The 17,920-nt window shown below is 52.3% G+C and carries 18 protein-coding genes; 7 read left to right on the top strand and 11 right to left on the bottom strand.

Annotated elements, in window-relative coordinates; translation table 11 throughout:
• Positions 1-14: 14 nt before the first annotated feature.
• Positions 15-638: a response regulator transcription factor gene (locus ACYVHB_RS20490; protein WP_461053654.1), complete on the bottom strand. Its 624-nt coding sequence runs from the start codon at positions 636-638 to the stop codon at positions 15-17.
• A gap of 38 nt (positions 639-676) precedes the next feature.
• A complete protein-coding gene (locus tag ACYVHB_RS20495) occupies positions 677-2,599 on the bottom strand; it encodes a tetratricopeptide repeat-containing sensor histidine kinase (RefSeq protein WP_461053655.1) in 1,923 nt (640 codons plus the stop codon).
• Positions 2,600-2,750: 151 nt separating this feature from the next.
• Between ACYVHB_RS20495 and ACYVHB_RS20500 the strand changes: the two genes are divergently transcribed.
• The 4 genes from ACYVHB_RS20500 to ACYVHB_RS20515 all read left to right on the top strand — a co-directional run bounded on the left by ACYVHB_RS20500 (position 2,751) and on the right by ACYVHB_RS20515 (position 5,205).
• Positions 2,751-3,422, top strand: coding sequence for a hypothetical protein (locus ACYVHB_RS20500; RefSeq protein ID WP_461053656.1), 672 nt, complete (start codon positions 2,751-2,753; stop codon positions 3,420-3,422).
• A 107-nt stretch (positions 3,423-3,529) separates the two neighbouring features.
• Positions 3,530-4,045, top strand: a complete 516-nt coding sequence (locus tag ACYVHB_RS20505; protein WP_461053657.1) for a hypothetical protein — start codon at positions 3,530-3,532, stop codon at positions 4,043-4,045.
• Positions 4,046-4,051: 6 nt separating this feature from the next.
• Entirely contained in the window at positions 4,052-4,732 is a 681-nt protein-coding gene (locus ACYVHB_RS20510) for a hypothetical protein (protein ID WP_461053658.1), read from the top strand.
• 14 nt (positions 4,733-4,746) lie between these two features.
• The gene (locus ACYVHB_RS20515; RefSeq protein WP_461053659.1) at positions 4,747-5,205 is read left to right on the top strand and encodes a hypothetical protein; all 459 of its coding nucleotides are present in this window, start codon (positions 4,747-4,749) and stop codon (positions 5,203-5,205) included.
• A 32-nt stretch (positions 5,206-5,237) separates the two neighbouring features.
• Here the strand turns inward: ACYVHB_RS20515 and ACYVHB_RS20520 are convergent, their stop codons facing one another.
• Positions 5,238-6,278: an acyl-CoA reductase gene (locus ACYVHB_RS20520; protein ID WP_461053660.1), complete on the bottom strand. Its 1,041-nt coding sequence runs from the start codon at positions 6,276-6,278 to the stop codon at positions 5,238-5,240.
• A 134-nt stretch (positions 6,279-6,412) separates the two neighbouring features.
• On the opposite strand from ACYVHB_RS20520, the gene ACYVHB_RS20525 reads away from it, so the two are divergent.
• The 3 genes from ACYVHB_RS20525 to ACYVHB_RS20535 all read left to right on the top strand — a co-directional run bounded on the left by ACYVHB_RS20525 (position 6,413) and on the right by ACYVHB_RS20535 (position 9,713).
• Positions 6,413-6,763: a 4Fe-4S dicluster domain-containing protein gene (locus ACYVHB_RS20525; protein ID WP_461053661.1), complete on the top strand. Its 351-nt coding sequence runs from the start codon at positions 6,413-6,415 to the stop codon at positions 6,761-6,763.
• Between the two features lie 333 nt (positions 6,764-7,096).
• On the top strand, positions 7,097-8,317 hold the full coding sequence (locus ACYVHB_RS20530) for a porin (RefSeq protein WP_461053662.1): 1,221 nt from the start codon (positions 7,097-7,099) through the stop codon (positions 8,315-8,317).
• A 67-nt stretch (positions 8,318-8,384) separates the two neighbouring features.
• On the top strand, positions 8,385-9,713 hold the full coding sequence (locus ACYVHB_RS20535) for an ammonium transporter (RefSeq protein ID WP_461053663.1): 1,329 nt from the start codon (positions 8,385-8,387) through the stop codon (positions 9,711-9,713).
• 225 nt (positions 9,714-9,938) lie between these two features.
• On the opposite strand, the gene ACYVHB_RS20540 is transcribed toward ACYVHB_RS20535, so the two are convergent.
• From ACYVHB_RS20540 to ACYVHB_RS20575, 8 genes are all read right to left on the bottom strand, one after another.
• Positions 9,939-10,613 (bottom strand): NAD(P)-dependent oxidoreductase, encoded by a 675-nt coding sequence (locus ACYVHB_RS20540; RefSeq protein ID WP_461053664.1) that lies wholly within the window; start codon positions 10,611-10,613, stop codon positions 9,939-9,941.
• A gap of 68 nt (positions 10,614-10,681) precedes the next feature.
• The gene (locus ACYVHB_RS20545; RefSeq protein WP_461053665.1) at positions 10,682-11,494 is read right to left on the bottom strand and encodes a DUF6597 domain-containing transcriptional factor; all 813 of its coding nucleotides are present in this window, start codon (positions 11,492-11,494) and stop codon (positions 10,682-10,684) included.
• A 47-nt stretch (positions 11,495-11,541) separates the two neighbouring features.
• The gene (locus tag ACYVHB_RS20550) at positions 11,542-12,915 is read right to left on the bottom strand and encodes a LapA family protein (RefSeq protein WP_461053666.1); all 1,374 of its coding nucleotides are present in this window, start codon (positions 12,913-12,915) and stop codon (positions 11,542-11,544) included.
• Positions 12,916-13,001: 86 nt separating this feature from the next.
• Entirely contained in the window at positions 13,002-14,378 is a 1,377-nt protein-coding gene (gene eat, locus ACYVHB_RS20555) for an ethanolamine permease (protein ID WP_461053667.1), read from the bottom strand.
• A gap of 104 nt (positions 14,379-14,482) precedes the next feature.
• Entirely contained in the window at positions 14,483-15,235 is a 753-nt protein-coding gene (locus tag ACYVHB_RS20560) for a hypothetical protein (protein ID WP_461053668.1), read from the bottom strand.
• A 23-nt stretch (positions 15,236-15,258) separates the two neighbouring features.
• Positions 15,259-16,545: an adenylosuccinate synthase gene (locus ACYVHB_RS20565; RefSeq protein ID WP_461053669.1), complete on the bottom strand. Its 1,287-nt coding sequence runs from the start codon at positions 16,543-16,545 to the stop codon at positions 15,259-15,261.
• Positions 16,546-16,794: 249 nt separating this feature from the next.
• A complete protein-coding gene (locus tag ACYVHB_RS20570; RefSeq protein ID WP_461053670.1) occupies positions 16,795-17,271 on the bottom strand; it encodes a DUF3291 domain-containing protein in 477 nt (158 codons plus the stop codon).
• A 77-nt stretch (positions 17,272-17,348) separates the two neighbouring features.
• Positions 17,349-17,858 carry a Fur family transcriptional regulator gene (locus ACYVHB_RS20575; RefSeq protein ID WP_461053671.1) on the bottom strand — a complete coding sequence of 170 codons (510 nt, stop codon included), beginning with the start codon at positions 17,856-17,858 and terminating at the stop codon, positions 17,349-17,351.
• Positions 17,859-17,920: the final 62 nt, after the last annotated feature.

Genomic DNA, 17,920 nt, shown 5'->3' on the forward strand with positions numbered 1-17,920 from the left:
CGTCTCTACAGCAATCAATACTTTCCGAAAAACTTGTTGAGGGCCTCGACCTTGTTGTCGACGTGGAGTTTTTCGTAGATGTTATAGATGTGCTTTTTCAAGGTTTTGACGCTGATAAAAAGCCCATCGGCTACTTCGGCGTAGGTCAGTCCTTTCGAGAGCATCGTCAGCACCTCTACTTCGCGGGGCGTGATGTGGTAGTCGGTGCGAACCTGGCCGTTGCGCTGAAGCCGACCCACGATTTTGCGGGCAATGTCGCTGCTCATGGGTGAGCCACCTTCGTACACCTCGCGAATGGCGGACAGCAGCAATTCGGGTTTACTTTTCTTGAGAATATACGAGTTAGCCCCGGCTTCGAGCGACTGAAAAACGGTTTCGTCTTCGTCGTAAATGGTGCACATAATGAACTCGACATTGGGACAAAGCGGCTTCAGCTTCCGGACGCAGTCGATGCCACTCAGGTCGGGCAAGCCAATGTCCATCAGCACCACGTCGGGCAGCAGTTCCGGAATACGGCGGAGCGCGTCGGTGCCGGTCGGGGACACGCCCACGCAGGCGTACTCATCGTCGCGGCTCACAATCGTTTGCAGCAGCAACTGAATATCGGGGTTGTCCTCAACGATAAAAACGGCGATCATAGTGGTGATTGTTAAACCGGCAAGCCGGTTTATGAACTTCAGGTGCTCATCGGCGTCTGAATGCTGACCTGCGTACCGTTGTCAGTGATCCAGTTGATCCGGCCTTTCACGCCTTCAATATTTTTGCGCATGTTCCGCAGGCCGTTGCTCCAGAGTTTAGCGGGTTCTCCGCTCATGCCTTTGCCGTTGTCCCGGATCAGGATGTGCAACTCATTTTCGACGGTGGCGATGGCCAGTTCAACCCGCGACGCTTCGGCGTGTTTCACCACGTTATGAACGGCTTCTTTCACCGACTGATAGACGTTCCGGCGGATAATGCCTTTCAGTTCGCGCTGGGGGTCGGCGATGGTTTCGGTAAAGATCATCTGGATACCGGCTTCCCCTAAAAAGTCGGCACAGAACTTCCGAATGTAGGCGACTAAGCTCTGTAGGTTGTCATTGTTCACGTTGAGGCTCCAGACGATTTCATTCATGCGGGTCGTCATCTCCGACGACGCTCTGGCGATGATCTGTACTTCGGTCGAGTTGGTTTGCTGCTGCTGTTTGAGCAGTTCGCTGGCGAGCGAAATCGACGTCAGCGCCGTACCCAGCTCATCGTGCAGTTCCTGCGAGATGCGGCTGCGCTCTTCCTGCTGGGCTTCCATGCGGCTTTTCAGCGCGTTCCACTCGGTCTCTAACCGAAGTTTGGCGAGTTTCTCCGACTCCAGCAGCTTGCGTTTGCGCCAGTACAGCACCAGCAGCGTGGCCACCCCGGCCAGCAGCAAACAACCCGCTGTCAGCATCACGATGGTGTTGTTTTTCCGGGTGATAACCAACTGCTGCTCGGCGGCCTGTTTCTCGTCCCGTAATTTGCGAACTTTCTCGTCGTACTGAATCAGTTGGCGGTTTTTCTCGCCGTTCTCAAATTCGGCTACGGCTAAGTTATATTTCTCAAGGGCGGCCAGTGCCTGGGCGGGGCGGGCGGTTTTCCGGAAGAGCCGGTACTGGGTCTGGTAATAGTTTTGCCGGTCGAGCATCGGCAGCGAGTCAATGGCCGTGAGCCGGGCTGCGTCGGATAGTCGTTGTTCGGTTGCCCGTAGATCGTTGGCCAGCCAGTCGGTCTGAGCCAGGCCAATGAGCGGCTGCGCTAAGTAAGCGGGGGGATACAGGGTCCGGGTCAGGTGGTAGTAACGGCTGAAGTAGTACCGTGCCGAGTCGCTTCGGCGTTTAGCCAAATAATACTCGCCCGCATTCTTGTAGAGTTCGGTTTGCTGCCGCCACATTTTTGGGCCGGTTGCCAGTGCAATGCCCGTTGCCAAGTAAGCAAATGCCGTAGTTGTGTCTTTGCGGGCCGTTTCAAAGCCGTACAAGTTTACGTAGCTGCCAATCAGTGCGCCCGTGTCGGCTTCGCTGACGGCGTGGCGAAGCGATTTTAACTGATACGCCACGGCCAGATCGTCGCGCTGCTGATAATGAAACAGAATGGCCAGATTGTTCTGAATCATGGGCACCCGCGACGTGTCTTTGGTGAACGGCTGGTTGTCGAGTGCCCGCAGGTAATACACAATGGCCGAATCGTTTTGCTCCTGAAGCTGGTAGTGAATGGCCCTGGAGAAATTCATCAGCATTCTGAATCGCTGCCGGGCGGGGTCCTGCACCAGGGTCATGGCCGTGTCGCTCAGTTGTTTGGCCAGTGTAAAGTCGCCCCGGAAAGCCGCCCGGTTATATATCGCCTGGTTGTAATAGTTAAAAAGTCCCTGGTCGAAGCCGTTCCGGCGGGACAGAGCACCCGCTTCCTGAATCAGGGCGTAGGCGCTGTCGGGGTCGGTGTTTTGCACGCCATACGCCTGCCCGAACAACTGAAACACCCGTACCGAATCCCGCGCCGATATACCTGAACGTTTCGTGTCGGCCGTTTCCCGGCACGAAATGACGAGACCTATTAGGCCAGCGAAAAGCAGGATGTAAACAAGACCTCGCATAGGATGGGGTGGAAGAGGTAAGAACCCGTTCGGTAAACATACGCGTTCGCTCGGCGGTCTGATGCTGCCGCGTGTCAATATACTACTTTGGTAGTATGGTTACTGAAGGAGACGTGATTGACCTTTGCCCCGAACAAAAACAAATTCACGCATGAAAAACGTAATCACTCCATTCACGCTGATCGTGGTCCTCGCCCTGAGCACGGCTTCGGTGGCGCAGGATAATAAAGAACAACTCATCGACAAAATTGAACAGAGCAACGTCTGGATGACGGGCTACGTGGTCGAGAAACTATTTACGATCAATCTCTCGCCGACGATGTGGGAAACGGTGCTGGCCGCACCCAGCCAGCCGCGTGGCCGCGATAGCTTCAAACGAATGGCCCAATCGTTAGTCGATTTCTCGGATAAGGCGGGTTATACAACTCTCGAAGAGAAATGCGGTTATGGCGTTCAGACCGACAAGGCCAAAGAGTGGAAGCCAACCTGCAAAGAACAGATCGACGGCTTAGCCAGCAAGCTCACGTTTAAATACGACGCGCCGGATCTTGCCAAAAATCCGGTTTCGTTTAACCTGGCCATGGGCTACATGACTACCATCGCTGACTTTTTCGGGTCGCGCAGCAAATACATTTCGGATGGCTGGCGGCCGAAGGGAGAAAAACTGGCCATCGTCCTCAGCCCGTCCGATAAAGCGACGGCCATGAAAGTAGCCTGGAGCACCGACGGCCAAACGGTTACCGTCAGCGGCCCGGCCAGTAAAGAAATTGCTGGTTGGAACGACGCCATCCTGAACGGGCTGGCCAAAGGCGGCAAGAAATAATTGTACAGTGTTCGTTGGCAGGATTACAGGATTGAAAATGATGTTTATCGCAGCTAAAACCCTGTAATCCTGTCTAAAAAATCTTCATCTATCAATCAGCAAAACGTATGTCTTTGTTCTCACTGATGCTCATTACCGGGGTAGGCGGTTATCTGTACTATTTTTTCTACGTAAAAAAACGCGAGACAGATACCCCCGTCATGCGCGAATTTTATGGTTACACGACGGGCGAAACACTCGCCCAAATGTGGCCCAACGGCCTGCTCTGGCTCCGGGAAGTGAGCGATTCGGAGAAAACCCTCGTCACGGCGGGCAATGTTGCCGGGGTAGTGCTGGGCTTCCGGGTGCATTCGGTCTATGACACCTTCGCGCTGTCGCTAACTACGGATGGCGTATTTATTATTAAGGATAATAAGAAGGAAAACAACGTCGGTACGGTGCGCTTTCGGCGGGCCGACATTCAGCACGTAAACCGGCTGCACCAGGAGAATAACCTGGCTGCTTCAGGGGTGGGCAAGGTTGAAGGGGCGTTCGACGTCGAATTACAATTGAAGGACGGCGGTACTTACTGGATTCAGATTCCGCAGAGTGCCTACGAAGCCCTGACCGTTCAAAACGTATAATCCGCTATGAAACGAAACTTGCTATTGGTTGGCCTTTATCTGTTGATGACCGCTTGTGGTAGCGATAATACCACCAACGATACAGCCGCTTCGGCAAGCTCAGCCGCTGCTGCCGAAGCCAAGAACGACGATTTGGAAAACAGAGGGGACATACAACATCAGATGCCCGACGGTGACCAGATTGAAGAAGCTTACGAAGCCATACTGGAAAAGGCGGGTGTTGATGATCCTGAACTGATGGAGGTGTACATCAGCTTCAATAAGAGTAACAACGATCCGGCGGGGGACAGGGCACACATGTCGGTGCAAATGGTATCGCCGGAGAACAAGAACAAGATTGTGGCTTACTCGTACGATTTTCAGGGTAAGCAGGTCGAAGATCCCCGCGAAGTAACGCTATCGAGCGGTCTGGGCAGCAAAGAAAAGTTTATCGACACCTACGACGGCTTTAAGGAAGTCCTGTTCAAAAAGTCGGACATCACGGATTTTGATAAAGCGGAGGATGTGTATAAAGAAGCCATCGCCAAATCGGGGTATGAACCGAAAGACTGCTACGTGGATCAGTTGCAGTTTAAGTACGACAACAATGGGGTGCCACGGGGCGATGTAGGTGTGCAAAGTACGCGCAGCATCTCCGCCCATAAAGGCTTCTCAGTCGACAAAGAAGGTAATCTAACTGCTGACTGAACCCAGCCTGTCACATGCAACGCACACTTATTGCGAGCCTGATCGTCGTGTTATTGAGCGGATACGCTCAGGCCCAGTCGGGCAAGTCGGACGCGGCCCGACCCGAAATAGGGCGGTACTGCAAGGTGTACCGGGCCGGTGAAGGGCTGAAGGTTGTGTTGCTGCGGGTTGGTCCCGAAGCTAAAAACGAGTCACTCGTGGCCGTGGATGGCTTCGACCATCCGTGGGACGGGAAGATTTTCAAAGCCAGCGTCGTCAAGGCTGACGGACGCCAGGAGTTCACCATTCAAAACAACGGTCGCCCGTTCGTGATCCTCGTGTTTCGGGAGCGTTACGGGCAATCGACGCTCTTCGTACCCAAATACGGCACCGAGGAAACTGAACGCCCGCTTTCTTACTCCGAAGAACTTTCAGCCAATTGCAAACCCGACATTCTGTTGTCGCAATACCTGAATCAGCAGGCTCAAAAGTAGCCACAAGAGTGGCTGAAATCAGGTGAACAAAACTACCGCAGTTGCTTCAGGAACGCCATTGTATCTACTCCATCGGCATAATCACCTAAACCGGGGCGCTGTGTCTGGCCAAACGGAACACTGCCCGCCAGCCAGCCCTGCGCCGACGCCACGACCTGAATCTGATCGGCGCGGGCACTGAGCCACGCGTCGGCGTCGGCCTGCATCCGGTACGGCTGGAAATACAAAACCGAAATTGGCGACACTAACCCGTCGTTCTGCGTCACCAGCAAATAACCGTTATCGAGGTGAGGAACGCCGTTGATGAGGTAAATCGACTTGTTGTAATCGTAATTATTCTGGTATTTGTGGTTGTTGAGGTACGTTGATACCTGCGGTTCCAAGGTACGCAGCAGCGGAGTGAAGTCGTACGGTTCGCCGTTGGGCCCCTCAGGCACCAGAATTGTTGACACGTTGCGGCACCCCAATCCGTAATAATCGGACACGTCGTGACCGAGTTTCAAAAACTCATCCTCACCCTCTTCGCCCATCAATAACCCAACCGACGTGCGGTTTTTTCGGATCAGATGCGGCTTCTTCCCAAAATAGTATTGAAAATAGCGGGCCGTGTTATTGCTGCCGGTGGCAATGAATGCATCGGCCGCATTGAGCCGGTCAGCCCCCTCAATCCAGATGCCAATGGCTGGGTTGAAGTCCGTTAATTTTTGTATTAAATAATGAATTAATACAAAATCAGGCGAACTAAGTTTGGCTAACAGCCGGTGGCCGCTCAGCAGCACACAGAGTAAATCGTGGAAACCAACGGCCGGAATGTTGCCCGCCATCACAACCCCAACGGTGCGGGGAGTGCTCCCTGATTCGGTATCGTACTGACTTAACCAGGCGGTGAGTTTATCCTCGGTCAGGAATTCATCGGCAAGCATGCGCAGCGCATTCAATGAATTATAGATGGTAAACCAGTTGTTGCGGTAGTTGGCCTGCTGAGCCACTTCGGCTAATTCGGGTTGAGCCTCCGCCGAGCGCAAAAAGTTACCTAACGCTACGAATGTATGTAGTCGTTCAGATTGGAGCATGTATCAGATAAGCAAATGGAATACCCCATCAACCTTTGTGATTAAATTTTAGTTTGGCACCAACCTTTAAATAGTTATATTTGTTGTCCAATCTACAAAGGCCAGAATTTACATTCTATAAATCTGTACTGCTCATGGCAATCATGATCACCGATGAGTGCATCAACTGTGGTGCCTGCGAACCCGAATGTCCAAACACGGCCATCTACGAAGGTGGCGTAGAATGGACGTGGAGCGGAGGAACTGAACTGACTGACGTTGATTTTGGCGACGGCACGGTTGTAAGCGGCAAAGCTCCGCAGGCTCCGGTCTCCAACGAGTTTTACTACATTGTAAACGACAAATGCACCGAGTGCATGGGCTTTCACGAAGAGCCGCAGTGTGCGGCCGTTTGCCCGGTGGATTGTTGCGTGCCCGATCCTGAACACGAAGAGGATGAGGAAACATTGCTGGCTAAGAAAGCGTGGCTTCACGCCGAAGCATAGGCCAGTTTCTTGCCAACTTATTAGTTGAAAAACCCGATCAGGAACTGGTCGGGTTTTTCATTTTACGGATATTTGTCTCCAAAAAAAGTCCTTATAGCATAGTGTATAATATTTGGCAAAAGACTGTTTTAGCAGAATATAATGAAAGGTTATATGTTTTGGTAATTTTTGGGTATTTATATTGGAAATAGTAGAATATTTCAAATAATATTGGCTAAAAAGGCAAAATATCTTAGAATATTTAAGCTAATCTGTTGCATACGCTTATTTTTATCCTAAAATTTGCCACCGAACAAACCACCGCCGGGCCGTCCGTCATACCAAACATTAATTATGAAAAAAATTGTTTTACTTATTACTTCTTTGCTTGCCGGTTATAGTAGTCAAGCTCAGGATACTACTGCTACGTCGCAAAAACGCCCCGCTGATCCAACACCAGCCGAGTCGACGCCAACACCCGGCAAGTTCACCTTCTCGGGCTACATGGATACCTACTATTTCGGCAATTTCAACAGACCCCTCTTCCGCGAAAATGTTGGTGTAAACGGAGCTGCCCGGGCATTTGACCAGCGAGCCGGTCAGTTTCAGCTTGGCTTAGTGCAGGCCAAAGCCGCCTACACTTCCGACAAAGTAGACGCCGTGTTCGACATGGCGTTCGGCAACAACGCCGACCTCGGCAACTACGGCAATTCATTGTCATTGAACACGGGCGCGGCTACATCCACGGCATTAGCCATAAAGCAGGCGTACCTTACCCTGAAGGCGTCGCCCAAACTGTCGTTCACGGCCGGGCAATTTGGTACTCACATCGGGTACGAGGTCATCGACGCCCCCGTCAATTACAATTACTCTTTGTCGAACCTGTTCAACAACGGACCCTTCTATCACCTCGGCCTCAAAGCGCAGTATGCCTTTAGCGACCGGGCCTATCTGATGGTTGGACTGGTCAACAACGTCGACCGCAACTTCGACAATAACCGCGCAAAAGGGTTCATCGCCCAGTTGTTTGTTAGCCCGGTGAGTGGCTGGAACGTGTACCTGAACACGGCCATTTCTAACGAAGCCAACGTGCAGACGACCAATGGTAACGCGGGCGATGACACGACCGGCAACTATACCATCTTCGACCTGACGACGACGTACCAGATTTCCCCCAAATTCTTCCTCGGCGTCAATGCGGCCATTGGTTCGCAAACGGGTGGTTATCAACAGTTGAATCCGTATTTCACGGGTACGTTCGTTGGTGAATCAACCAGTTGGGGCGGTCTGGCAGTCTATGGCAACTACGCAGTGTCGGACAAGTTCGGCTTAGGTGCCCGCTACGAAGTGTTCGACAATTCGGGCGGGGCACGGGCGCTCACAGCCGCCGATGGGTCGGGCGTGAGCGTTAACTCGCTCACGATTACGGGTAATATTACCGTTGCCGATGGCCACGTGCTGCTCAAGCCTGAACTGCGGATCGATAGCTATAGCAAAGACAAATTTATTGATGGTGATGGTCAACTGCAGACGGGACAGACGACCCTCGGCATGGCCGCTATCTTTAAATTCTAAGTTCGTGTAACTACGTTTTGCTTACCCTCAATTTTTCAATTAGTACAACAAAAACCCCTAAAGTACCATGCAAAAACCAACTTACATTCCTCTGGCTATTCTGCTGATTATCAGTATTTTAGCTGTATTGTCGCCCGCTGTTCCGACCCAGATCGTGACCGAAGGCATCAACGCTGGCGACACCGCCTGGATGCTGGTCGCTTCGGCCCTCGTCTTGCTGATGACGCCCGGTCTGGCCTATTTCTACGGTGGAATGGTGAATAACAAGAACGTGATCTCGACCATGTTGCAGAGTTTCGTGGCCATGGGTATTATCAGCATTCTATGGATCGTTGTTGGTTACAGTCTGGCCTTCGGTTCGTCGATTGGCGGATTTATTGGCAACCCAATGGATCACTTCATGTTCAAAGGCGTGCTGGACGGTAAGCCCTGGTCGCTTGCCCCCACGATTCCATTAGTGGTATTCGCTTTCTTCCAACTAAAGTTCGCCGTTATTACACCCGCCCTCGTAACGGGGTCGATGGCTGAGCGGGTTAATTTCCGCTCCTACGTTTTGTTCATTATCCTGTTCAGCCTGTTCGTGTATGCCCCACTGGCGCACATGACCTGGCACCCCGAAGGTTGGCTGTTCAAACTGGGTGTGCTTGACTTTGCCGGTGGCACGGTCGTTCACATGTCGGCAGGCTGGGCCGCGCTGGCTGGTGCTTTGTACCTGAAACGACGGAAGTCGCACCTCGAAGCCTCCTACTTTCCCCCGGCTAACGTACCATTCGTCCTGTTGGGTACGGGCCTGCTGTGGTTCGGCTGGTTTGGCTTCAATGCCGGTTCGGCGGTAGCTGCTTCGCCATTGGCAGCTTCATCATTTGCCACGACCAATACAGCGGCTGCGGCTGGCGGCTTAGCCTGGGTGCTTTTCGACGCGGCCAAGGGCAAGAAAGTATCGGCCCTCGGGTTTTGCATCGGGGCTGTCGTTGGCTTGGTGGCTATCACGCCGGCAGCCGGTTTTGTGACTATCCCAACGGCTATCTTCATCGGTACGATTGGTGGTATGGTCTCGAACTACGTAGCACATCTGCGTACGAAGTCGACCTTGGACGACACGCTGGACGTGTTTCCCTGCCACGGTGTTGGCGGTATGGTTGGTATGATTATGACGGGCATTTTCGCCACTAAAGGCATTAACTCGGCGGTTACGGTCGAAGGGCTGGCTTTTGGCGAAACGGGTTTGTTCTTCGTACACATGATTGCGTTAGTCGCCGTGTCGGCTTTTGCGTTTGGCATGTCGCTGCTGTTACTGAAGGTAACGGATCTGATTTTACCGTTGCGCGTATCGGAAGAGGATGAGAAGGCAGGGCTGGACGTAAGTCAGCACGACGAATACCTGATCGAAGCTTAGAAGTAAATGAACCGTGCGGGCGGCCTCGAATGTATAATGAGTAATGTATAATGAAGAGAGCACCGCAGTGCATTATACATTACTCATTACACATTATCCATTAACTACATCAACAAAGCCACAGGCATCCTGTCTGGCCAACGCGTCTGATAGCTTTACTGTGGTTTTGTTGTACTCATGGAGCCGCTCCCACTTGGGGGCGGTTTCCTGCTTCAGGGGCAATGGTCAATAGGATACGCCCGGCGTCTTCTTCACATACGCATCATCCTGCACTTGTTTCAACATGAAATCAGCAACATCGGCACGCGAAATTTTAACCGTGATAGCCTTGTCAGTCGCTGGAAAGCCGTGCCGGTATGCACCCGTGTGATTTCCGTCTGTCAGATTGCCTGGCCGGACGATTACCCACTCTAATTGGCTTTGCCTAATGTACTCTTCCTGAAGAGCGTGGTCTGCGAAGCCCTTCCGTAGTATGAACGGAACAATGAGGTACTTGAAGTAGAAAGGTGTTTGGTCTAATACGTTCCGGCTATCGCCGTAGCCAAGCGACGTTTGGCAGATGAAACGCCGGACACCGGCTGTTTCCATCGCACGGATAATGTTACGCGTTCCATCCGACCGTACCGTGCCGATTTTATTGGCGGGCGAACCGATTGCCGACAACACGGCCTCCTGACCCTGTATGGCCCGTTCGACCGAAGCGAAATCCATCACGTCACCCTGTACGACTCTTAGATTCGCGTGTTTGGTGGATATAGCTGCCGGATTGCGTGCAAACGCCGTGACGGCGTATCCCTGCATAAGCGCTTGTTCAACCAACTGATGACCGGTGCCGCCCGTCGACCCGAAAATGAGCAATTTCTTTTTGTGCGTGTTTACGCCTAAGCTTTTGTTTTCCATCACCCGTCTGTTTTTCAACAAAAGTAGACGGGGGGCAAGGCGGGAAATAGAACAAAACCGACAGGATATTACAGGATCAGTTCGGATAAATTCTCAACAACCTCGTTCGATTGCCGTTGATACTGACAGGGAGAAAACCCCGCAAATTCCTTAAACGCCCGTATGAAGTGGGATTGATCTGCATACTCGTTCTCGAAGGCTATATCCGAAAGCTTACCGTAATTATTCGCTCTCAACTGATTTAATGACGTTTGGAAGCGACAGATTCTTGAGAACAATTTAGGTGAAATGCCGACGTACTGTTTGAATTTACGTTCTAAACTCCGCTCAGACAGGCGCAGACTTTGCTGGAGTTCTTTCAAGGAGACGTTACCTCTCGATTCAATTAGTTGAGTTAGCGCATAATGCATAGGTTCGTCTACCTGCACATTATTTTCTTTATACTGATGGAATAGGTAGGACGATAGCAGTTCAATCTGGCTATTTATCGACGGCGCGTTTGACAATTGTTCCAACAGATGAGACCCCTGTTTTGCCGCCAGCATATTCAGGTCGAGACACGAGTTGGTGAGTTCCTCCGCGTTGAGCCCGAAGATGGACTTCAGCGCATTTGGATAAAAGTAAACGCCCACTGTGCTGAATTGACCACGCAAGGCTATTTCGGCGTATTTTGTGGATTGTCCGAATAAAAAGACAGCCGGTAGCTGCTTCTTATTTTGGTAAAGTACTCCCTTTTCTGCCTGCTGAAAAATAAGCCCTGGACAACCATCGGCGATGGTTCGAAACGTTTTTTGCGACGTATCAGCACTACTTTCCAGTGTCCAAAAATAGCGGACGTACTCGTTGAGCTGGGCAGGCGGTTGTATTTGCTCGTAGTTCATTTGCTAAGCTTGCTTTTCGACACACTGCCTGTAGGCTTGTTCGCAATTCATTCCTTAGAAACGTCTAAACCGTTGGAATAGGCTCTTAAATCCTGTGGCTTACCGTTCGGGATTTTTTCGGGTGGGGTTCCGTTGGGCTGTTCAGCAGGTCGGTTGCCGTTCGGGTGGTTGCTGGTTTGGAAATTCAGCCGTTCCCGGCGCAACTGCCGCTGCTCGTCGTCATTCAGTACCGTGCGGGTCGCTTCTCCCTGACCATACCCGTCGTTGAAATTGCTGATGCGGGTGTCGGTATGGGCCAGTTTCAAGTCGGCCAGCAGGTCATTTATCTCAACCGTAATCGTCCGGCGCTGCTCCCGTAATTCGTCCAGATCAGGCAGTAAATCGAGGTCGTGCTGCAGAACGGTCTGACGGGTACGCTGCTCGGCTAACTGGGCTTCCAGCGGAGCCATTTCTTTATCTAACCGCTTCAGCCGACGGCGTAGCTTCCACAGCTTAGGGCCAGCCTGCAACCACCGAAACCAGAACGCCGACAGCACAGGCAACGCGATACCCAGACAAACGGCTCCCGCCAGTGCGAACAGAATGCCGCTGAGTACGAACGACAGCATTGCCCACGGGCTGTTTACCAGGGCCAGGTTTAGTTCGCTCGACTCGCCCAATTGCTTCTCGATTTTGCTCAGCGTCAGAGCATCCAGCGTTTGTGTTGCGGAAGATGGGTCGGTGTTAAGCTGCAACTGCCGGACGGATTTGTTAATGGCTGCTTTGAGCTGATCGGTGCGGTAGGCCTCGTAGCGAAACCAGCCCAGCACGGCCAGCGTCAGCAACGAAAACACCGATAACGCTACTTTGAACCGCTCGTATTTGGTGCGGTTTTGTGCTGGATTTTCCAGATATGGTTGCTCAATGAGCCGGTCGTAGGCCGGTTTCAGCAGGATAGATACCATCGCTAAACCAAACGCGAACGCCCAGGCTTCGTTGGTGTCGCGGATGTTCAGCGCGTAGGCGACAATCTCGTGGGAAATGATTAAATCGCCTGCCAAAAAGGAAATGCCCGCTACCAAAAATAGCAGCCCCGCCAGCAGCGAATACTCCGGCGACGCGCTGGCCCGGCGTTTACGCAGGGCGTCGCGTTCCGTTTCTACGAAGAGCCGGTCGGCCTCGCGCTGGCTTACCTGCTTGGCCAATCGTTCAACCTGAAGCGTGTGGCTTTGCAGGTCGGCAAAAACCGTTCGGTTGGCTTGGGTCGTTTCGGCGATCTGCCGCTCAGTTAGGGTCAACTCGCCCCGTTTTTCTGCAATTCGGTCGGTGAGCCATTCCCAGTTGACCTGACTCGATAAATAGCCTTCGTACGTTTCCCGGTTGACGCCTTCCACGCCACTCGTGTAGCCGTGCTGGAAATCGGGGTTGTTGGTTGGTTCCACAGTTTTCAGTTTGTCGTTCGTAGTTTGTGGTGGTTGTTCTGTTCAACAACGTCTCTAAGCGCACATAGTGTGTAACGAAACGAGACTTAGTCGGACGAGGAGACGGAGGCCGGGCGGCTAAGCTGCGGCACAAATCGTTTGAACAACAGCCACGATACGGCTAACAAACCGCTGAAAATGAGCGATAAACCCCGATTGTAATAAATGATGGCCAGCAGACAGATGATGGATAACACCAGCGCAGTCATAGGTACGACCGGGTAAAATGGGGTACTGTAGGGACGCACCAGATTCGGCTCCGTCCGGCGTAATCGAAACAAACTCAGCAGGCTGATGATGTACATAGCCAGCGCTCCAAGTACTGACAGGGTAATAATCTCGCCCGTAGTGCCCGAAAACAAGGCTGCTAAGCCAACCAGCCCGCCAACGATCAGCGACCAATGAGGGGTTTGAAAGCGGGTGTTTATGTTGGCTAAGAACCGGGGTAGGTAACCCGCCCGTGCCAGCGCAAATAACTGCCGCGAGTAACCGAGCGTGTTGGCGTGAAACGACGCAATTAGCCCAAACAGGCCTAAACCAGCAAAGATTTTGGCCCACGAATTCTGCCGACCGAACACCATGGCTAATGTGGCGGGTAGCGGGTAATCGTTTTGGCTCAACTGCCGCCAGTCGCCCGCGCCCGCACAGAGGAGCATGGTGCCAAGGGCTAAAACGACCAGTGTACCAATGCTGAGTAAGTAGCCACGTGGAATGGTTTTTTGTGGATCGCGTACTTCCTCGGCCACCATTGCCACGCCTTCAATGGCTAAGTAGAACCAGATGGCGAACGGCAAAGCGGCAAAAATTCCCCCAATGCCAAACGATTCGTTATGAGCGAGTACGTTTTCGGTTTTGTAAGCAGGGGCCACTAAGGCCATGAATACCAGCAATTCAGCAACCGACAGCACCGTCACGATAACTGAAAAATTAGCAGACTCACGAATGCCCAGTATGTTGATACCAATAAATATGCCATACGAAGCGACCGCTACGCCCAGCACCGGCAGGGCCGGGTTCAGGAAGTGGGCGTAGGCCCCCAGCGCGGCTGCAATGGCGGGCGGAGCCATCAAAAAGTCGATCAGCGTAGCGAACCCGGCCAGAAATCCACCCGTTGGCCCAAACGCCCGGAACGCATACGCAAACGGGCCGCCCGCTTCGGGAATGGCCGTGGTCAGTTCGGTGTAGCTGAAAATGAAGGTGAGGTAAAGAACGGTTACGATCAACGTAGCAATCAGAAAGCCAATGGTCCCGGCCACGGCCCAGCCGTAATTCCAGCCAAAATACTCGCCCGAAATAACCATGCCCACCGCAATGGCCCACAGTTGCGTGGTTGAAATGACCTTGCGCAGGCCTGGTTGTGTTTGGCCGGGCTGCGTGTTGCCGATTTGGGGAGATAAGTTGGAACCGTTGGGAGGGTCGCCCATGATGGAGATGAACGTGTTTATGTGTGTTGGTGTGTGCGCATTTAGGTGTTTAGGTACATTGGTATTTGTGAACCGGAAACACTAACACACTTAAACACTACTTTCTATGCGTATCGCTGTAAAAATACGCGCTGGAGAGCAGCCCACAGTCGTTTTTTTAAATTTTGGTCGGCTTCAATCGTCGGCAGCGAGTCGGCCATCAGAAACGTGATTCCCTCGAACCGAACCGGCGCGTAACGATCCATCATAATGTCGAGGTTGATGCGCTCGAAGGGTACGCCGAACGTAATGAAGTGATTGATGTATTTGCCCTTCAGCAGTTCGTCGAAGTCCACGTTCTGTGCGCCACGCAGATTTAGCAAATCAACCCCGTTGACATTCAGATTCACCGCTTTCAGGATTTTCTCCAGAAACAGCAGGTTGCTCGGATCTAATTCTTCGTCGGCCAGCAGCAACACTTTGTGATTGAGCTGCGGCAGCCGGGATTGTTGTTGAATGGGCGGCAGCAGCGAAGGCGTTGTTGGCCGGGGCGCGGGCTGGGGCAACGGTTGGGGCGTGGCAGGGACAACGGTCAGATCGGGTTCGGGTGCCGCTTCGACCAGCACCGGAGTTGGCTCATCGACTGCCTCAATATTACCTGATTCGACTTCTTCCAGCGGTGTTGCCAACCGGTCCAGTTCAGTCAGAAAATGGGCATCACTTCGGGCATTAATAGCCACTGGAGCAGTGTCCGCCGGAGCAGTAACTTCAATTAGCTGCGTATCAGTCGCTGTTTTAACGGTGCTCCACGGCTCACCGACCAGCCGGAAAAGCTGGTCGGTTTGGTAAAAAGTCTGGTAGAAATTAGTGGCTGACATGAATCGGCAGGTACTGGGAGCAATCAGGCCGCCACCGACTGCCGGTAAATGATGGCTTCCCGATCTGGGCTGGTCGAAATGATACTGATTGGCAACCCTAACGATTCTTCCAAAAAATAGATGTAATTAGCCAGTTCAGCGGGCATATCGTCAAACTGCCGGATAGTGGCGAGGTCCGTTTGCCAGCCTTTAAATGACTTATAAACCGGCTTTAGGTCGGTGTCGGTCAGGTCGTAGGGGAGAAGCTCAGTGGTGGTCTGGTCCGGGTATTGGTAATGCGTGCAGACCTGAATCTGGTCGAAGATATTCAGAACATCGACCTTCATCATCACCAACTGCGTGACGCCATTAATCATGATGGCATACTTAAGAGCGGGCAGATCGAGCCAGCCACACCGGCGCGGGCGGCCCGTGGTGGCACCAAATTCACGCCCTTCCTGCCGTATTTTCTCGCCTGTTTCCTCCAGCAGCTCCGTGGGGAACGGACCACTACCGACGCGGGTGCTGTAGGCTTTGAAGATTCCGTACACTTCGCCAATCTGCTTCGGAGCGATACCCAGCCCCGTGCAGGCACCGGCGGCCATGGTGCTCGATGAGGTCACGAACGGATAGGACCCGAAATCAATGTCTAACAGCGAACCCTGAGCACCTTCAGCCAGGATCTTTTTGCCCGACGTTAGGGCGTCATTAATGGCATACTCACTGTCGGTCAACTGAAACTGCTTCATGAACTCGACGGCTGCAAAGAACTCGGCCTCGGCCTGGGGCAGTACCGACGCATGGTCGAAGTGGTTCTGGTCCAGAATTAATCGGTGAGTTGCCACCAACTTACCGTATTTCTCCCGAAAATTTGGTGACAACACATCGCCCACTCGCAACCCCTGCCGGGCTACTTTATCCTGGTAGGTTGGACCGATGCCGCGCAGCGTTGACCCAATCTTGGAAGCACCTTTGGCAAGTTCATAAGCTTGATCCAGCAGCCGGTGGGTGGGAATAATGAGCGACGCTTTCTTGGAAATCAGCAGGTTGTCGCGCAGGTTGAGACTATACTTCGCCAGCCCGTCGATTTCTTTTTTGAACACAATCGGGTCGAGCACCACGCCGTTGCCGATGATGTTGAGAATGTCGCTGCGGAAAATGCCGGACGGAATCTGGTGCAGCACGTGCTTGAAACCGTCGAATTCGAGCGTGTGCCCGGCGTTAGGCCCACCCTGAAACCGGGCTACAACCTGGTACTGGGGTGCCAGCACGTCCACAATTTTACCCTTTCCCTCGTCGCCCCACTGGAGGCCTAATAAAACATCTACCATTACTTAACTGATTGGTTCTGAATAAACTTACGCTCTAACTTTTGCTTTCATCATCCGCACAATATGCTCCAATTGGATAGACTGGTTTGACTCGTCCCGCTCTCCCTGAATAGCTATGCTATCTTCTCCTTTTGTGACAAATCATACGCATGCGATTCTTACAAGGCCCTAAATGCCAAAATAGCTTCCGGTTTGACATTGGCTACGACAAAGTCGATTAGTTCGATAAAAAGGTTCATATCGCTCTGTTTATGATTGATACGATACAATCGAGGTGATAACGCGTTCAGGCATCGGCCGGATATCCCGAATTGAAAACGCGTCTGGTCCCGATCCATACCGGTTCAACTGCTCCAGTCGTTCTTTCGCTTCCTGCATCGTTGGGAAATGACCGATTGGAACCCACCACAGCACCGTCGTCAGTTCGGCGGGTTTCTCAAACCACTTCCGCCGGTCCTTCATAACATCAGTATGCATACTCTTGAATACGAATGCCTGTAATTTCTCCGGCGATTCCCACACGGACATGTTGACAATGATTCGCTCGTCGTCAAACGCTTTGATGTCGGTCGCGTTACTGCCGTCGCCTTTGAGCCGCCAGATAAACCCGTCACTCGCTTCCGCCAAGTCATTGATTGTATCAAGCTGTGCCACAAAATCGGCCATTAACGGATGGTCGATACTGGGGGCGTTCATGCGCGAAATGTTCAGTTGGGCAAGGTGCATGTTTTAGATGTATAATGTATTATACATGATATATTATTGATGCACCACATACATCATATATAACACATCATACATTTTTACTCTTCTACCGGCACCTGAACGCCCTGTTGATCCTTCTCGGTTACCTGACGATTTTCGCAGAGGTCGCGGGCGCAGGAGCCGTAGAAAATCAGCGAGTGGTGCATCACGTTGAACTTCAGCATGTCGCCCACCATGTTCTGAATATTCTGGACGCGCGGGTCGCAGAATTCCATCACTTTGTGGCAGTCAGTACAAATCAGGTGGTCGTGCTGCCGGTAGCCGTACGATTTTTCGTACTGCGCCAGGTTGCGGCCGAACTGGTGTTTCGTCACTAAATCGCAGTCCACCAGCACATCGAGTGTGTTGTACACGGTGGCGCGGCTGACGCGGTATTTTTTGTTTTTCATCGAGATAAACAACTCATCCACGTCGAAGTGGTCCTGTCGGTTGTAGATCTCTTCCAAAATAGCGAAACGTTCGGGTGTTTTCCGCAGGCCCTTCCGTTCGAGGTAAGCCGTGAAAATCATTCGGGCGTTTTCTATATTCGATTGCATCGGCGCAGGCATGTCTGTTCCGGTTAGTTTGAAAGTGCAAAGGTAAGGAAGGGAACGATGAATGATGGATGATT

It is taken from the genome of Spirosoma arcticum, assembly GCF_054779955.1.

Excerpts from the sequence above, each read along its gene's own strand:
- eat (WP_461053667.1), bottom strand. The coding sequence starts at position 14,378 with ATGGGCGACCCTCCCAACGGTTCCAACTTATCTCCCCAAATCGGCAAC.
- ACYVHB_RS20490 (WP_461053654.1), bottom strand. The coding sequence starts at position 638 with ATGATCGCCGTTTTTATCGTTGAGGACAACCCCGATATTCAGTTGCTG.
- ACYVHB_RS20560 (WP_461053668.1), bottom strand. The coding sequence starts at position 15,235 with ATGTCAGCCACTAATTTCTACCAGACTTTTTACCAAACCGACCAGCTT.
- ACYVHB_RS20530 (WP_461053662.1), top strand. The coding sequence starts at position 7,097 with ATGAAAAAAATTGTTTTACTTATTACTTCTTTGCTTGCCGGTTATAGT.
- ACYVHB_RS20495 (WP_461053655.1), bottom strand. The coding sequence starts at position 2,599 with ATGCGAGGTCTTGTTTACATCCTGCTTTTCGCTGGCCTAATAGGTCTC.
- ACYVHB_RS20565 (WP_461053669.1), bottom strand. The coding sequence starts at position 16,545 with ATGGTAGATGTTTTATTAGGCCTCCAGTGGGGCGACGAGGGAAAGGGT.
- ACYVHB_RS20575 (WP_461053671.1), bottom strand. The coding sequence starts at position 17,858 with ATGCCTGCGCCGATGCAATCGAATATAGAAAACGCCCGAATGATTTTC.
- ACYVHB_RS20545 (WP_461053665.1), bottom strand. The coding sequence starts at position 11,494 with ATGAACTACGAGCAAATACAACCGCCTGCCCAGCTCAACGAGTACGTC.
- ACYVHB_RS20525 (WP_461053661.1), top strand. The coding sequence starts at position 6,413 with ATGGCAATCATGATCACCGATGAGTGCATCAACTGTGGTGCCTGCGAA.
- ACYVHB_RS20505 (WP_461053657.1), top strand. The coding sequence starts at position 3,530 with ATGTCTTTGTTCTCACTGATGCTCATTACCGGGGTAGGCGGTTATCTG.
- ACYVHB_RS20540 (WP_461053664.1), bottom strand. The coding sequence starts at position 10,613 with ATGGAAAACAAAAGCTTAGGCGTAAACACGCACAAAAAGAAATTGCTC.
- ACYVHB_RS20500 (WP_461053656.1), top strand. The coding sequence starts at position 2,751 with ATGAAAAACGTAATCACTCCATTCACGCTGATCGTGGTCCTCGCCCTG.
- ACYVHB_RS20520 (WP_461053660.1), bottom strand. The coding sequence starts at position 6,278 with ATGCTCCAATCTGAACGACTACATACATTCGTAGCGTTAGGTAACTTT.
- ACYVHB_RS20570 (WP_461053670.1), bottom strand. The coding sequence starts at position 17,271 with ATGCACCTTGCCCAACTGAACATTTCGCGCATGAACGCCCCCAGTATC.
- ACYVHB_RS20535 (WP_461053663.1), top strand. The coding sequence starts at position 8,385 with ATGCAAAAACCAACTTACATTCCTCTGGCTATTCTGCTGATTATCAGT.
- ACYVHB_RS20515 (WP_461053659.1), top strand. The coding sequence starts at position 4,747 with ATGCAACGCACACTTATTGCGAGCCTGATCGTCGTGTTATTGAGCGGA.
- ACYVHB_RS20510 (WP_461053658.1), top strand. The coding sequence starts at position 4,052 with ATGAAACGAAACTTGCTATTGGTTGGCCTTTATCTGTTGATGACCGCT.